At 64.3% G+C, this 15111-nt stretch carries 7 protein-coding genes, 1 tRNA gene and 2 rRNA genes; 9 read left to right on the top strand and 1 reads right to left on the bottom strand.

Annotated elements, in window-relative coordinates:
- Nucleotides 1-37: 37 nt before the first annotated feature.
- The gene (locus IM25_RS08415; protein ID WP_065995951.1) at nucleotides 38-2386 is read right to left on the bottom strand and encodes a DEAD/DEAH box helicase; all 2349 of its coding nucleotides are present in this window, start codon (nucleotides 2384-2386) and stop codon (nucleotides 38-40) included.
- Nucleotides 2387-2821: 435 nt separating this feature from the next.
- Here IM25_RS08415 and IM25_RS08420 point away from each other — a divergent pair, with 435 nt between their 5' ends.
- The 9 genes from IM25_RS08420 to IM25_RS08460 all read left to right on the top strand — a co-directional run bounded on the left by IM25_RS08420 (nucleotide 2822) and on the right by IM25_RS08460 (nucleotide 15018).
- Nucleotides 2822-3025: a cold-shock protein gene (locus IM25_RS08420; RefSeq protein ID WP_003935252.1), complete on the top strand. Its 204-nt coding sequence runs from the start codon at nucleotides 2822-2824 to the stop codon at nucleotides 3023-3025.
- A gap of 162 nt (nucleotides 3026-3187) precedes the next feature.
- Entirely contained in the window at nucleotides 3188-3793 is a 606-nt protein-coding gene (locus IM25_RS08425) for a hypothetical protein (RefSeq protein ID WP_019290213.1), read from the top strand.
- Between the two features lie 93 nt (nucleotides 3794-3886).
- A complete protein-coding gene (gene topA, locus IM25_RS08430; RefSeq protein ID WP_065995952.1) occupies nucleotides 3887-6856 on the top strand; it encodes a type I DNA topoisomerase in 2970 nt (989 codons plus the stop codon).
- Nucleotides 6857-6891: 35 nt separating this feature from the next.
- Nucleotides 6892-7725 carry a DUF6597 domain-containing transcriptional factor gene (locus tag IM25_RS08435; RefSeq protein WP_232333427.1) on the top strand — a complete coding sequence of 278 codons (834 nt, stop codon included), beginning with the start codon at nucleotides 6892-6894 and terminating at the stop codon, nucleotides 7723-7725.
- Nucleotides 7726-7778: 53 nt separating this feature from the next.
- On the top strand, nucleotides 7779-8966 hold the full coding sequence (locus IM25_RS08440; RefSeq protein ID WP_065995953.1) for a DNA polymerase III subunit delta': 1188 nt from the start codon (nucleotides 7779-7781) through the stop codon (nucleotides 8964-8966).
- Between the two features lie 62 nt (nucleotides 8967-9028).
- Nucleotides 9029-9104 (top strand) — tRNA-Thr (locus tag IM25_RS08445).
- Between the two features lie 265 nt (nucleotides 9105-9369).
- The gene (locus IM25_RS08450) at nucleotides 9370-9567 is read left to right on the top strand and encodes a hypothetical protein (RefSeq protein ID WP_006552400.1); all 198 of its coding nucleotides are present in this window, start codon (nucleotides 9370-9372) and stop codon (nucleotides 9565-9567) included.
- Nucleotides 9568-10063: 496 nt separating this feature from the next.
- Nucleotides 10064-11585 (top strand): 16S ribosomal RNA (locus IM25_RS08455).
- A gap of 298 nt (nucleotides 11586-11883) precedes the next feature.
- Nucleotides 11884-15018: ribosomal RNA gene (locus IM25_RS08460) — 23S ribosomal RNA — on the top strand.
- Together the 16S and 23S rRNA genes form the textbook arrangement of a ribosomal RNA operon.
- Nucleotides 15019-15111: the final 93 nt, after the last annotated feature.

Genomic DNA, 15111 nt, shown 5'->3' on the forward strand with positions numbered 1-15111 from the left:
TCCGGCCGAGTAGGCGCGCCGGTGGCCTGAATCGCCGTCACCCCTCGATCGCAGCGAGGACGGCATCGAGGACGGCGACCGCCCCGGACTTGTCGAGCGGATCGTTGCCGTTCCCGCACTTGGGGGAGTACACGCACGACGGGCATCCGGCGGCACATTCGCAGGCCGCGACCGCATCGCGGGTCGCGGTGAGCCACTTGGTGATCCGGTGGTATCCGCGTTCGGCGAATCCGGCGCCGCCGGGCTGTCCGTCGTAGACGAAGACGGTGGGCAGCCCGGTGTCGGGGTGCAGATCGGTGGAGACGCCGCCGATGTCGCCCCGATCGCACGTCGCGAGCAGGGGGAGCAGGCCGATCGCGGCGTGCTCGGCGGCGTGGAGTGCCCCGGGCACGCGATCGGGGGTCACCCCGATCCGGTCGAGCAGGTCGGGGTCGATCGTGTACATCACCGCGCGGGTGTCGAGCGTGTGCTCGGGCATGTCGAGGGGAATCTGGTCGAGCACCTCTCCGGACGGCAGGCGGCGCAGATAGCCGACCACCCGGTGCGTCACCTCGACCCCCACGGACGCGACGGTGACGGGTCCGAACTCGCGGTGTTCGTCGACGGAGATGCAACAGATGTCGGTGATCTCGCGTGCGCTCGTCGACCATTCCGGGTCCTCGGCGTGCACGAGGGCGATGCCGTCCTCGAGATACAACTCGTCGACGACGACGGTCTCACCCTGGTGCAGGTGCACAGCTCCGGGATGGACGGTCGCGGGGGCGCGGGCGGCGTCGACGGTGCCGAGCATGCGACCGGTGTCACCCTCGACGATCGAGACCTGGCGGCCGATCCCGCCGCGGATCTCGACATCACCGTGCGGTTGCGTTCCCGGGGTGACGAACCAGCCGTGCGGGCGGCGGCGGATCAGTCCCTGCTCCGCGAGGTCCGTGAGGACGTCGAGCGCGCCGAACTCCTCGACCTCGGCATCGCTGATCGGCAGTTCCGATGCGGCGCAGAGAAGTTGGGGCCCGAGCACGTACGGATTGTTCGGATCGGTGACCGTCGCCTCGACCGGCCGGTCGAGCAGTGCCTGCGGATGGTGCACGAGATAGGTGTCGAGCGGATCGTCCCGCGCGACCAGCACGACGAGCGAACCCTGCCCGCGGCGACCGGCGCGACCGCCCTGCTGACGGAAGGACGCGACCGTGCCCGGGAATCCGGCGACGATCACCGCGTCCAGACCAGCGATGTCCACGCCGAGTTCGAGGGCGTTGGTGCTGGCGACGCCGAGCAGACGGCCGTCGGAGAGCGCGGCCTCGAGGTCGCGCCGGTCCTCGGCGAGGTAGCCCGCCCGGTAGGCCGCCACCCGGTCGACGAGATCCGGTGCCGCCTCGGCGAGAAGCCGACGTGCACCCATGGCCGTGAGCTCGGCGCCGTGACGCGACCGGACGAACGCCAGGGTGCGGGCACCCTCGACGACGAGGTCGGCGAGAAGGCGCGCGGCCTCGGCCCCGGCGGCCCGCCGCACCGGGGCGCCGTGTTCGCCCGTGAGTTCGCGCAGCAGGGGCGGCTCCCACATCGCGACCGTGCGGGGTCCGTGCGGCGAGCCGTCCTCGGTGATCTCGCGGCAGGGTGCTCCGATGAGCCGGGACGCCGCTGCCCCCGGTTCCGCGGTCGTCGCGGAGGCGAGGACGAAGACGGGATCGGCGCCGTACCGGCGGGCCACGCGCCGGAGCCGACGCAGGATCAGGGCGACGTGCGAGCCGAACACACCCCGGTAGGAGTGGCATTCGTCGACGACTACGTACCGCAGGCGGCGCCACAGCCGGGCCCATCGTGCGTGGGCGGGCAACAGCGACAGGTGCAGCATGTCGGGATTGGTGAAGATCCAGCGCGAGTGCCGGCGCGTCCACTGCCGGATCTCGGTGGAGGTGTCGCCGTCGTAGGCACACGCGCACACGGTCGACAGGCCGTCGATGTCGGAGGTCAGTTCGGTGACCGCGCGCAGCTGGTCGGCGCCGAGGGCCTTGGTGGGCGACAGGTAGAGAGCGGTGGCCTGCGGGTCGTCGGCGAGCGCGCTCAGGACGGGCAGCTGGTAGGCGACCGACTTGCCCGACGCGGTGCCGGTGGACACCACCACGTTCTCCCCGCCGGCCGCGATGTCGGCGGCGCTCGCCTGGTGGTGCCAGGGACGCTCGACGCCCTGGTCGCGGAAGGCCCGGACGACGTCCTCGTGCGCCCACTGCGGCCAGTCGCTGTGGTGGGCGGGCCGGGCCGGGATCTCTGCGACGTGGGTCAGCGGTGACTCGCCCGTCGGGGTGCCGGCGAGCAGCCGGTCGAGCAGCGCGCGACCGTAGGTGGGGGCGGTGGCGTCGCCGTTGTGGAGGAAGGGCGAGCCGGTCACGCAGTACTCCGCTGGGTCGGACGAGGTGTCTGTCGAAAACGTCTGTCGGATAGGAATGTGTCGGATACGGCGAGGCTGTGTCGGATGCGGGAGACCCGGGTCCGGGACGAGTGGGGCCACAGTGGCCTCCCGTAACATGGGAGCAACAGCTACCCGTGGGTAATGCTACCGAGACATGAACAAGATCAGGGAATTGGCACGTTTGTGCCCATTCCTACTGTTGCGCGTGCCCAGAACGTGGTTGACTGACACCCGGTCGCAGCTTCTGTGTTCGTAGACTTGGAAAAGTGCACGCTCGCAGGATCGATGGTTGCGAGCGCGGTGCTTTAGCTCTTCCAACGGGGGACTCGAGAAGTACAGCGGTCGGAACCGGGACCTGGCGGATCGCGTACCCGGCGGTTCGTCGAATCCGGTGTTAGAAAGAGAAGGAAAAGCATGGCACAGGGCACTGTGAAGTGGTTCAACGCGGAGAAGGGCTTCGGCTTCATCGCTCCTGAGGACGGCTCCGCCGACGTGTTCGTTCACTACTCCGAGATCCAGGGTTCCGGCTTCCGCACCCTCGAGGAGAACCAGCGAGTCGAGTTCGAGGTCGGTCAGGGCACCAAGGGCCCGCAGGCCACCGGCGTGCGCGCACTCTGATCCACCCGCTCGAGCGAGCAACCGGGCAAGGTCAACCACCTCGCCCGATCGTCCCCCGTCGCCTCAGGTGATGGGGGACGATGCATTTCCGGGACGTGTGCGCGAACCGGTCGTGGGACCTCACCGCCTCGTCGCGCTCACGGAGCCGGGAGAGGAGGACCCGTGAGTCAACTGTCCTTCTTCGGGGCCGACACGATGCCGCCGGCCCTGGCCGACCTGAGCGGCCTGCTCGCGGCACACGGCCGTGCGCGTCTCACCGACGACGGCGCGGTGCTGACCGTGGAGGTCGACGCCGAATGGCGCGCCCGTGCGATCGGGCAGCTCGTGACCGACACGGGAGTCGAGGCGGACATCGCCGTCGACGGCGAGCTGTTCACCGTCAGCACATCCGTCGACCCCGCTCTCGTCCCGCTCGCGACCCAGTGGAGCAGCGACGACGGCAAGACGGTCCCGACCGGCTGGGTCCCGTCCTCGCGGGCCCAGCGGGCGTGGTTCCTCGCGTCCGGTCGCATGGAGGTCGAGGGAGCACAGTATGTTCTCGGTCTGGATGCGACGGCTCCCGACACTCATGCAGTTCTGGCGCAGGCGCTCATGCGCGCCGGCATCGCACCGACCCTGATCGGTACGCACGGCACCGGTGGACCGGGGTTGAGGATCTCCGGCCGGAGGCGTCTGACGAGGCTCGTCGAGAACATCGGTGCACCTCCGGACGCCGACGCGGCACGACGGATCTGGCCGCACGTGGAACCGGGTGATCATCACTTGTGAAGAGCCGTTCCCCGAGGATGTGCGACCCTGTGTGTGGCCGCGTCTGGGGAACGGGTCGGTATACATGTCTTCGAACAAGGCGACATGTCGGCAATGAGGGAAGGTGCGGGCGGCACGGTGGCAGCACGGGAGAAGAGCACTGCGGGCGGTTCGTCGGGCACGCGTCGGCTCGTGATCGTCGAGTCCCCGACCAAGGCGAGGAAGATCGCCCCCTACCTCGGCCGCGACTACGTCGTCGAGGCATCGGTCGGTCACATCCGCGACCTGCCGCGCGGTGCCGCGGACGTCCCCGCCAAGTACAAGGGCGAGTCGTGGGCGCGCCTCGGTGTCGACGTCGATCACGACTTCGAACCCCTCTACGTCGTCAGCGCCGACAAGAAGACCAAGGTCTCGGAGCTGAAGAGCCTGCTCAAGGACGCCGACGAGCTCTACCTCGCCACCGACCCCGACCGCGAGGGCGAGGCCATCGCCTGGCACCTGCTCGAGACCCTGAAGCCCAAGGTGCCGGTCCGGCGCATGGTCTTCCACGAGATCACCGAGCCCGCTATCCGCGCGGCCGCCGAGAACACCCGCGACCTCGACAACGACCTGGTCGACGCGCAGGAGCCCCGCCGCATCCTCGACCGTCTCTACGGCTACGAGGTCAGCCCCGTGCTGTGGAAGAAGGTCATGCCCCGTCTGTCGGCGGGGCGTGTGCAGTCGGTGGCGACCCGCGTGATCGTGCAGCGCGAACGCGAGCGCATGGCGTTCAAGTCCGCCGAGTACTGGGACATCGCGGCCACGATGGACGCCGGCGCCGACGCGAGCCCCCGGTCGTTCGGTGCCCGCCTGGTCAACGTCGACGGTTCCCGTGTCGCCTCGGGTCGCGACTTCGGGCCCGACGGGAACCTGAAGTCGAACGGTGTCGTCGTCCTCGACGAGGACCGCGCCCGCCGCCTCGCGGAGGCACTCGCCGGTGTCGCGTTGACGGTGTCGTCGGCCGAGAGCAAGCCGTACACCCGCAAGCCCTACGCGCCGTTCATGACGTCGACGCTGCAGCAGGAGGCGGGCCGCAAGCTGCGGTTCTCGTCCGAGCGCACCATGCGCACCGCGCAGCGTCTGTACGAGAACGGCTACATCACCTACATGCGTACCGACTCGACGACGCTGTCCGAGTCGGCGATCGCGGCGGCCCGCGCACAGGCCACCCAACTGTACGGTGCCGAGTTCGTCCATCCGACGCCGCGCCAGTACACCCGCAAGGTCAAGAACGCGCAGGAAGCACACGAGGCGATCCGTCCCGCCGGCGACGTCTTCGCGACCCCCGGCGAGCTGCACGCGCGCCTCGACGGCGACGAGTTCAAGCTCTACGAGCTCATCTGGCAGCGCACCGTCGCCTCCCAGATGGCCGACGCGCGGGGCACCACGCTGACGCTGCGCATCACCGGCACCGCGGGCACCGGCGAGGAGTGCACCTTCTCGTCGTCGGGCCGCACCATCACGTTCCCGGGCTTCCTCAAGGCATACGTCGAGAGTGTCGACGAGGAAGCCGGTGGTCAGTCGGACGACGCGGAGTCGCGCCTGCCGAACCTGTCCGAGGGTGCCTCGGTCACCGCGACGAAGCTCGATCCGGACGGTCACTCCACCAACCCGCCGGCCCGGTACACCGAGGCGAGCCTGATCAAGACGCTCGAAGAGCTCGGGATCGGCCGGCCCTCGACCTACGCGTCGATCATCAAGACCATCCTCGACCGCGGCTACGTCTACAAGCGTGGCAGCGCGCTCGTCCCGTCGTGGGTGGCGTTCGCCGTCATCGGCCTGCTCGAGGCGCACTTCGCCCAGCTCGTCGACTACGACTTCACGGCCGGGATGGAGGACGATCTCGACGAGATCGCCTCCGGTCACCGGCAGCGCACCGACTGGCTGACGCGGTTCTACTTCGGCAGCGACGACGGTCACGAGGAGTCGGTCGCGCGCAAGGGCGGCCTGAAGAAGCTGGTGGGGGAGAACCTCGAGGACATCGACGCCCGCGAGATCAACTCCATCCGCCTGTTCGACGACTCCGAGGGTCGCGAGATCCACGTGCGTGTGGGCCGCTTCGGTCCGTACCTCGAACGGATGGTCACCGACCCGAACAACCCCGACGCCGAGCCGACCTCGCAGCGCGCGAACCTGCCCGACGACCTGCCGCCGGACGAGCTCACCCTCGAGTACGCCGAGAAACTCTTCTCGACGCCGCAGGAGGGACGTGTCCTCGGTGTCGATCCGTCGACCGGCTACGAGATCGTCGCGCGGGAGGGTCGCTTCGGTCCCTACGTGACCGAGCTGATCCCCGATCCGGAACCCGAGCCCGAACCGGAGCCGGACGTCACGCCCATCCCCGTCGATGAACTCGGCTCGGAGGGAGAGGGCGGCACGAAGACCGCCACCAAGAAGGCCGTCGCCAAGAAGGCGGCGAAGAAGGCTCCCGCGAAGAAGACCGGTCCGAAGCCGCGCACGGGTTCGCTGTTCAAGACGATGGACCTGTCCACGGTCACCCTGGAAGACGCCCTGAAACTGCTGTCGCTGCCGCGCGTGGTGGGTGTCGATCCGGAGTCCGGCGACGAGATCACCGCCCAGAACGGCCGCTACGGTCCGTACCTGAAGAAGGGCAGCGACTCGCGGTCGCTCGCCAACGAGGAGCAGATCTTCACGATCACGCTCGACGAGGCGCTGAAGATCTACGCGGAGCCGAAGCGCCGCGGCCGGCAGGCCGCCGCCACGCCGCCGCTGCGCGAGCTGGGCACCGACCCGGTCAGCGGCAAGCAGATGGTGATCAAGGACGGCCGGTTCGGCCCGTACGTCACCGACGGTGAGACGAACGCGAGCCTGCGCAAGGGCGACGAGGTCGAGTCCATCACCGACGAGCGGGCATCCGAACTGCTCGCCGACCGTCGGGCACGCGGTCCGGCCAAGAAGACCGCGAAGAAGACAGCGGCGAAGAAGACTGCCGCCAAGAAGACCACCGCCAAGAAGACCACCGCCAAGAAGACGGCGGCGAAGAAGACGACGAAGAAGGCTGCCGCGAAGAAGACGACGGACTGACGGTTCCCGTCGGGGTACGCGGATAGCCTCACGGTGTGTACCGCGAACTGCCGTCGGGAATCCTCGGCGTCACACTGTGGCGGTCCGGGCCGTCCGGTGCCCGCGTGGGCGGAACCCACGTGCTGCCGGACGGCTACATGGACCTCATTCGGCACGCCGACGGCTTCCTCGTCGCCGGCCCGGACACGACGTCCCAGTTCTCCGATCTGATGGCGGATCGACCGCTGACGGCCGTCCGGTTCGAACCCGGCCTGGGGCCGCGGTTCTTCGGTGTCGACGCGAGCGAGCTGACCGATCGACGGGTTCCGCTCGACGATCTGTGGCCGTCATGTCGTGTGCGGCTCCTCGCGGTTCGAGCCGAGGACGATCCCGTCGCTGCACTGGTCGACGCCGTCCGAGGTGCGGTCGACGCACACGATCCGATGGCCGCCCTCGCGCTGGCGCTGGCCTCCGGCACGGCCGTCTCGGAAGTCGCCGCGACCCTCGGCTGGAGCGACAGGACACTGCGTCGTCGCTCGGCCCGGGCCTACGGATACGGACCGAAGACGTTGTCGCGGGTACTGCGTTTCCGTCGGGATCGATCGCGCTCGCGTAGCGCTGTCCCCAGAACGCGTCCCAGGGTGTCTTCGTCGAAGTGCACCGGCCTCGACCAGCACTGCAAGTGTCGCGTCGACCGCTTCGGGGGAACCGCAGTCGAAGGTGAGTGCCGCTGTGCTTCCGGACGACGGCTCGAACTCCGGATCGAAGCTGCGGACGGACTCGACGGTGTCCCACATCAGGCGCAGACCACCGGGGAGAGTGACCTCGAAGTGCGGTACCTCGGGTGCTTCGGTGGGCAGGTCGAGGCCGAGCACGTGCGGCCGTCTTGAACGTTTCGGACACGTGATCCGGACCCGTCGGACCCGGTCGTTAGGCTGAGCGCATGCCCGGGGTCTTCGATCGTCTCGTCGGTCAACGCGATGTCGAGACCGAACTCGTCGCGGCCGCGGTAGCTGCCCGTCGGGGCGACACCGGGTCGGCGATGACGCACTCGTGGCTGTTCACCGGTCCTCCCGGGTCCGGTCGCTCGGTCGCGGCGCTGTGTTTCGCCGCCGCCCTGCAGTGCACCGACGAGGAAACTTCCGGCTGCGGGCGATGCCACGCCTGCACCACCACGATGGCCGGCACCCACGGCGACGTACGGCGGGGCGTGCCCGAGGGACTGACGATCAGCGTCAAGTCGATGCGCGACATCGTGCAGGTCGCGTCGCGGCGTCCCAGCACGGGCCGATGGCAGGTCGTGGTGATCGAGGACGCCGACCGTCTCACCGAAGGCGCCGCGAACGCGCTGCTGAAGGTGGTCGAGGAACCTCCGCAGCGAACGGTCTTCCTCCTGTGTGCGCCGTCGGTCGATCCAGAGGACATCTCGGTGACGCTGCGCTCGCGCTGCCGTCACATCGGGTTGGTCACTCCCAGCGCCGACGCCATCGCGCGCGTCCTCGAGGCCACCGACCGCATCGATCCGAAGACGGCGCAGTGGGCCGCATCCGTCAGCGCAGGCCACGTCGGCCGGGCCCGACGGTTGGCCACCGACGAGGGCGCCCGCGACAACCGGACACGTGCCCTCGCTGTCGCCGGCGCGGTCCTGCGCCCCGCCACCACCTACTCCGCAGCCGACGATCTCGGACGCAGTGCCGAGACCGAGGCGAAGGAGATCAGTGCGGAGCGCGACGAGCACGAGACCGAAGAGCTCAGGACCGCTCTCGGTGCCGGCGGTACCGGCAAGGGGGCTGCGGGTGCGCTTCGCGGTTCGGCCGGGGTCCTCAAGGAACTCGAACGCACTCAGAAGTCGCGGAAGACGCGAACCGAGCGCGACATCATGGACAGAGCGCTTATCGATCTCGCCGGTCTGTATCGGGACGCGCTGGTGCACGCCTTCGGATCGCGGGTCACGCTCAACCATCCGGACATGTCGGATCGTGCGGTCGACCTCGCGTCGAGGACCCGGCCGGAGTCGCTGCTCGAGTGCATCGAGGCCATCCTCGACTGCCGGGAGGCGCTCGCCCAGAACGTCAAACCCCGCTTCGCTCTCGCGGCGCTCGCAGCCCGGTTGAGCTCGGCGTTCCGGTAGCCGAAGTGCCGGTTTGCGTCGGGGTGGGGGTAGTCCGCTAGACTTCGGACGCCGAAAGGCTCGCTGCCTTAGCTCAGTCGGTAGAGCATTTCACTCGTAATGAAAAGGTCGTCGGTTCGATTCCGACAGGCAGCTCCACGAAGGCCCCTCACCACGGTGAGGGGCCTTCGACGTTTCTGCGCGCTGTGCGATTCGCACGGATGATGGAGACATGTTGATGGAACTGTTCTCCTTGGTCCTGATCATCGGTGCTCTCGCCGTGGTGCTGCCCATGGCCGTCCGGGTCTTCCGGGACAAGGACCGTTGACGCGAAGCGACCGCGACTATCGGCGCGCACGAGAGCGGTCTCGGACACGGCGCCGAAATCCTCGACAACCCCGTCACCGCGCAGCATGCTTCTCTCATGGCTGAGTCGTTGAAGGACCGGGTTCGGGAGAAGATCCTGCGGCAGCGCGCCGAGGACGGAGGCCGGCCGATCGGCGACGCCGAAGGGGACGACCCTCGCCTCATGGATCTCCGCAGCGACCTCGCGATGCTGGAGCAGGCCGGCGAGGACGATCCGATCGTCCAGCACCTCGCGGCGAAGTACTGGGTCCCCTGAACACCCTCACAACGACGCTTCGTAAGTCGATAAACCAGCTTTGACCTGGCGATTTGGTGTTCTCGGAGATGTTCGCGTAACTTATTCCAGGTCAGAGCGACACGGACACCGACCCGGGCCGAGAGGAACGGGACAACGAGGTTGGACGAAGGCGCCTGCAGATTTCACTGGTTCGAAACCTTCTGGTAAGGTTTGGAGCCGTGCCCGAGAGCCGGAAGGCCCTCGGATGAACAGTCACCCCGGAGTGAACGAACCGGAAGGTTCGGGAGCGATGGTGTGTGCGTGTTCTTTGAGAACTCAACAGTGTGCCGATGAATGTCAGTGCCAAATATTTTTGGTACTCCGCTCCATCGTTTCGATGGGGTGGGTATTTGCTGATCGTCTCATTCTTCCGTCTGGGATGATCAGTGTTTGAGCTAGTTTGAGTTTTTATGCTAGTGATTTGACTCTTTTGTCTTTGACTGATTACCCCTTTTTTGGGGGTGATTGTGAGTCTTCAACGGAGAGTTTGATCCTGGCTCAGGACGAACGCTGGCGGCGTGCTTAACACATGCAAGTCGAACGATGAAGCCCAGCTTGCTGGGTGGATTAGTGGCGAACGGGTGAGTAACACGTGGGTGATCTGCCCTGCACTCTGGGATAAGCCTGGGAAACTGGGTCTAATACCGGATATGACCTCGGGATGCATGTTCTGGGGTGGAAAGTTTTTCGGTGCAGGATGAGCCCGCGGCCTATCAGCTTGTTGGTGGGGTAATGGCCTACCAAGGCGACGACGGGTAGCCGGCCTGAGAGGGCGACCGGCCACACTGGGACTGAGACACGGCCCAGACTCCTACGGGAGGCAGCAGTGGGGAATATTGCACAATGGGCGCAAGCCTGATGCAGCGACGCCGCGTGAGGGATGACGGCCTTCGGGTTGTAAACCTCTTTCACCCATGACGAAGCGCAAGTGACGGTAGTGGGAGAAGAAGCACCGGCCAACTACGTGCCAGCAGCCGCGGTAATACGTAGGGTGCGAGCGTTGTCCGGAATTACTGGGCGTAAAGAGCTCGTAGGCGGTTTGTCGCGTCGTCTGTGAAATCCCGCAGCTCAACTGCGGGCTTGCAGGCGATACGGGCAGACTCGAGTACTGCAGGGGAGACTGGAATTCCTGGTGTAGCGGTGAAATGCGCAGATATCAGGAGGAACACCGGTGGCGAAGGCGGGTCTCTGGGCAGTAACTGACGCTGAGGAGCGAAAGCGTGGGTAGCGAACAGGATTAGATACCCTGGTAGTCCACGCCGTAAACGGTGGGCGCTAGGTGTGGGTTTCCTTCCACGGGATCCGTGCCGTAGCCAACGCATTAAGCGCCCCGCCTGGGGAGTACGGCCGCAAGGCTAAAACTCAAAGGAATTGACGGGGGCCCGCACAAGCGGCGGAGCATGTGGATTAATTCGATGCAACGCGAAGAACCTTACCTGGGTTTGACATGTACCGGACGACTGCAGAGATGTGGTTTCCCTTGTGGCCGGTAGACAGGTGGTGCATGGCTGTCGTCAGCTCGTGTCGTGAGATGTTGGGTTAAGTCCCGCAACGAGCGCAACCCTTGTCCTGTGTTGCCAGCACGTGATGGTGGGGACTCGCAGGAGACTGCCGGGGTCAACTCGGAGGAAGGTGGGGACGACGTCAAGTCATCATGCCCCTTATGTCCAGGGCTTCACACATGCTACAATGGTCGGTACAGAGGGCTGCGATACCGTGAGGTGGAGCGAATCCCTTAAAGCCGGTCTCAGTTCGGATCGGGGTCTGCAACTCGACCCCGTGAAGTCGGAGTCGCTAGTAATCGCAGATCAGCAACGCTGCGGTGAATACGTTCCCGGGCCTTGTACACACCGCCCGTCACGTCATGAAAGTCGGTAACACCCGAAGCCGGTGGCCTAACCCCTTGTGGGAGGGAGCCGTCGAAGGTGGGATCGGCGATTGGGACGAAGTCGTAACAAGGTAGCCGTACCGGAAGGTGCGGCTGGATCACCTCCTTTCTAAGGAGCATCTGCCCACACACCCCGAACAGTCGGGTGTGGTGTGCGGCCAGAGACCGATTGTCCCCGATCGTGGGACACGGTTGCTCATGGGTGGAACGCTGACAATCATCACCGCGTATGCATCATCCGATAGTGGTGGTGTGCGGTGGTTATATCGGTGCACTGTTGGGTCCTGAGAGAACACGCAATGTGTTTGATCAGCGACGATGATCCGCGAAACAAGGAAATCAGTTTTCTTGCGGTAGGGGTTGTTGTGTGTTGTTTGAGAACTGCACAGTGGACGCGAGCATCTTTGTTGTAAGTGTTTATGAGCGTACGGTGGATGCCTTGGCACCAGGAGCCGATGAAGGACGTGGGAGGCTGCGATATGCCTCGGGGAGCTGTCAACCGAGCTGTGATCCGAGGATTTCCGAATGGGGAAACCCAGCACGAGTGATGTCGTGTTACCCGCATCTGAATATATAGGGTGTGTGGAGGGAACGTGGGGAAGTGAAACATCTCAGTACCCACAGGAAGAGAAAACAACATGTGATTCCGTGAGTAGTGGCGAGCGAAAGCGGATGAGGCTAAACCATGGGTGTGTGATAGCTGGCAGGCGTTGCATCCGTGGGGTTGTGGGGCTTTTCTTCCCGTCACTGTCATGACGGGCGAGAGTAAGAAACCGGTTGGTTAGTCGAAGTGGTCTGGAACGGCCTGTCGTAGAGGGTGAGAATCCCGTAGACGAAAACTTGCCGGCTCTCGTGAGAAGTACCCGAGTAGCACCGGGCCCGTGAAATCCGGTGTGAATCTGTCGGGACCACCCGATAAGCCTGAATACTCCCTGGTGACCGATAGCGGACTAGTACCGTGAGGGAAAGGTGAAAAGTACCCCGGGAGGGGAGTGAAATAGTACCTGAAACCGTGCGCTTACAATCCGTCAGAGCCGATGCACGATTCAGTTCGTGGTGGGTGATGGCGTGCCTTTTGAAGAATGAGCCTGCGAGTTAGTGGCATGTCGCGAGGTTAACCCGTGTGGGGTAGTCGTAGCGAAAGCGAGTCCGAATAGGGCGCATGTAGTGGCATGTTCTAGACCCGAAGCGGAGTGATCTACCCATGGCCAGGGTGAAGCGATGGTAAGACGTCGTGGAGGCCCGAACCCACTTAGGTTGAAAACTGAGGGGATGAGTTGTGGGTAGGGGTGAAAGGCCAATCAAACTCCGTGATAGCTGGTTCTCCCCGAAATGCATTTAGGTGCAGCGTCGCGTGTTTCTCACCGGAGGTAGAGCTACTGGATGGTCTAGGGGGCCCACAAGCTTACCGAAATCAGCCAAACTCCGAATGCCGGTGAGTGAGAGCGCGGCAGTGAGACTGCGGGGGATAAGCTTCGTAGTCGAGAGGGAAACAGCCCAGATCGCCGGCTAAGGCCCCTAAGCGTGTACTAAGTGGAAAAGGATGTGGGATCGCTGAGACAACCAGGAGGTTGGCTTAGAAGCAGCCACCCTTGAAAGAGTGCGTAATAGCTCACTGGTCAAGTGGTTCTGCGCCGACAATGTAGCGGGGCTCAAGTACACCGCCGAAGCCGCGGCACTCACACAACACCCATTCGTTCCTGCGGGAACGTGTGCAGTGGTGTGGGTGGGTAGGGGAGCGTCGTGCAGCCGTGGAAGCGCCGGAGTGATCCAGGTGTGGAGGCTGCGCGAGTGAGAATGCAGGCATGAGTAGCGAAAGACGAGTGAGAAACTCGTCCGCCGGATGACCAAGGGTTCCTGGGCCAGGTTAATCCGCCCAGGGTGAGTCGGGACCTAAGGCGAGGCCGACAGGCGTAGTCGATGGACAACGGGTTGATATTCCCGTACCCGTGTATCCGCGCCCAATGGCGAATCAGTTGTGCTAACCGTCCAAAAGTTTCCGCTGTTCCTTCGGGAACTGTGGGGATGGCTGCACGGGACCCTGATTGTAGTAGTCAAGCGATGGGGTGACGCAGGAAGGTAGCTGGGCCAGGTGATGGAGTACCTGGTGTAAGCCGGTAGGGCGAATGGTAGGCAAATCCGCCATTCATCAAGCCTGAGAGGTGATGCGTACCCGTTGAGGGGAATTCAGTGATCCTATGCTGCCGAGAAAAGCCTCTAGTGAGTTGGTACACGGCCCGTACCCCAAACCGACACAGGTGGTCAGGTAGAGAATACCGAGGCGATCGAGAGAACTGTGGTTAAGGAACTCGGCAAAATGCCCCCGTAACTTCGGGAGAAGGGGGACCACGCTCGGTGACGGCCCTTGCGGTCCGAGCTGGGGGTGGTCGCAGAGACCAGAGAGAAGCGACTGTTTACTAAAAACACAGGTCCGTGCGAAGTCGTAAGACGATGTATACGGACTGACGCCTGCCCGGTGCTGGAAGGTTAAGAGGACCGGTTAGCGGAGCAATCCGCGAAGCTGAGAATTTAAGCCCCAGTAAACGGCGGTGGTAACTATAACCATCCTAAGGTAGCGAAATTCCTTGTCGGGTAAGTTCCGACCTGCACGAATGGCGTAACGACTTCTCTGCTGTCTCGACCACAGACTCGGCGAAATTGCATTACGAGTAAAGATGCTCGTTACGCGCGGCAGGACGAAAAGACCCCGGGACCTTCACTATAGCTTGGTATTGGTGTTCGGTTCGGTTTGTGTAGGATAGGTGGGAGACTGTGAAGCTCATACGCCAGTATGGGTGGAGTCGTTGTTGAAATACCACTCTGATCGTATTGGACCTCTAACCTCGGACCATGATCTGGTTCAGGGACAGTGCCTGGTGGGTAGTTTAACTGGGGCGGTTGCCTCCCAAAATGTAACGGAGGCGCCCAAAGGTTCCCTCAGCCTGGTTGGCAATCAGGTGTCGAGTGCAAGTGCACAAGGGAGCTTGACTGTGAGACTGACAGGTCGAGCAGGGACGAAAGTCGGGACTAGTGATCCGGCACCGGCATGTGGAAGCGGTGTCGCTCAACGGATAAAAGGTACCCCGGGGATAACAGGCTGATCTTCCCCAAGAGTCCATATCGACGGGATGGTTTGGCACCTCGATGTCGGCTCGTCGCATCCTGGGGCTGGAGTAGGTCCCAAGGGTTGGGCTGTTCGCCCATTAAAGCGGCACGCGAGCTGGGTTTAGAACGTCGTGAGACAGTTCGGTCTCTATCCGCCGCGCGCGTTAGAAACTTGAGGAAGGCTGTCCCTAGTACGAGAGGACCGGGACGGACGAACCTCTGGTGTGCCAGTTGTCCCGCCAGGGGCATGGCTGGTTGGCTACGTTCGGAAGGGATAACCGCTGAAAGCATCTAAGCGGGAAGCCTGTTCCAAGATGAGGTTTCTCACCCCCTCGAGGGGGTAAGGCCCCCGGCAGACCACCGGGTTGATAGGCCGGAACTGGAAGCCCAGCAATGGGTGGAGGTGACCGGTACTAATAGGCCGAGGACTTACCACGAAGATGTTACGCGTCCACTGTGCGGTATCTGAAACAACACACACAGATCCGAAAATCCTGCAGCAGCAGGTGATTCGAGGAATCTGCGTGGAC

This window comes from Rhodococcus sp. p52, assembly GCF_000763325.2.
Taxonomy (GTDB): Bacteria; Actinomycetota; Actinomycetes; order Mycobacteriales; family Mycobacteriaceae; genus Rhodococcus; species Rhodococcus pyridinivorans.

What these genes read in the sequence shown, in the direction of transcription:
- IM25_RS08420 (WP_003935252.1), top strand. Translation starts at nt 2,822, where the DNA reads ATGGCACAGGGCACTGTGAAGTGGTTCAACGCGGAGAAGGGCTTCGGC.
- topA (WP_065995952.1), top strand. Translation starts at nt 3,887, where the DNA reads ATGAGGGAAGGTGCGGGCGGCACGGTGGCAGCACGGGAGAAGAGCACT.
- IM25_RS08440 (WP_065995953.1), top strand. Translation starts at nt 7,779, where the DNA reads ATGCCCGGGGTCTTCGATCGTCTCGTCGGTCAACGCGATGTCGAGACC.
- IM25_RS08450 (WP_006552400.1), top strand. Translation starts at nt 9,370, where the DNA reads ATGGCTGAGTCGTTGAAGGACCGGGTTCGGGAGAAGATCCTGCGGCAG.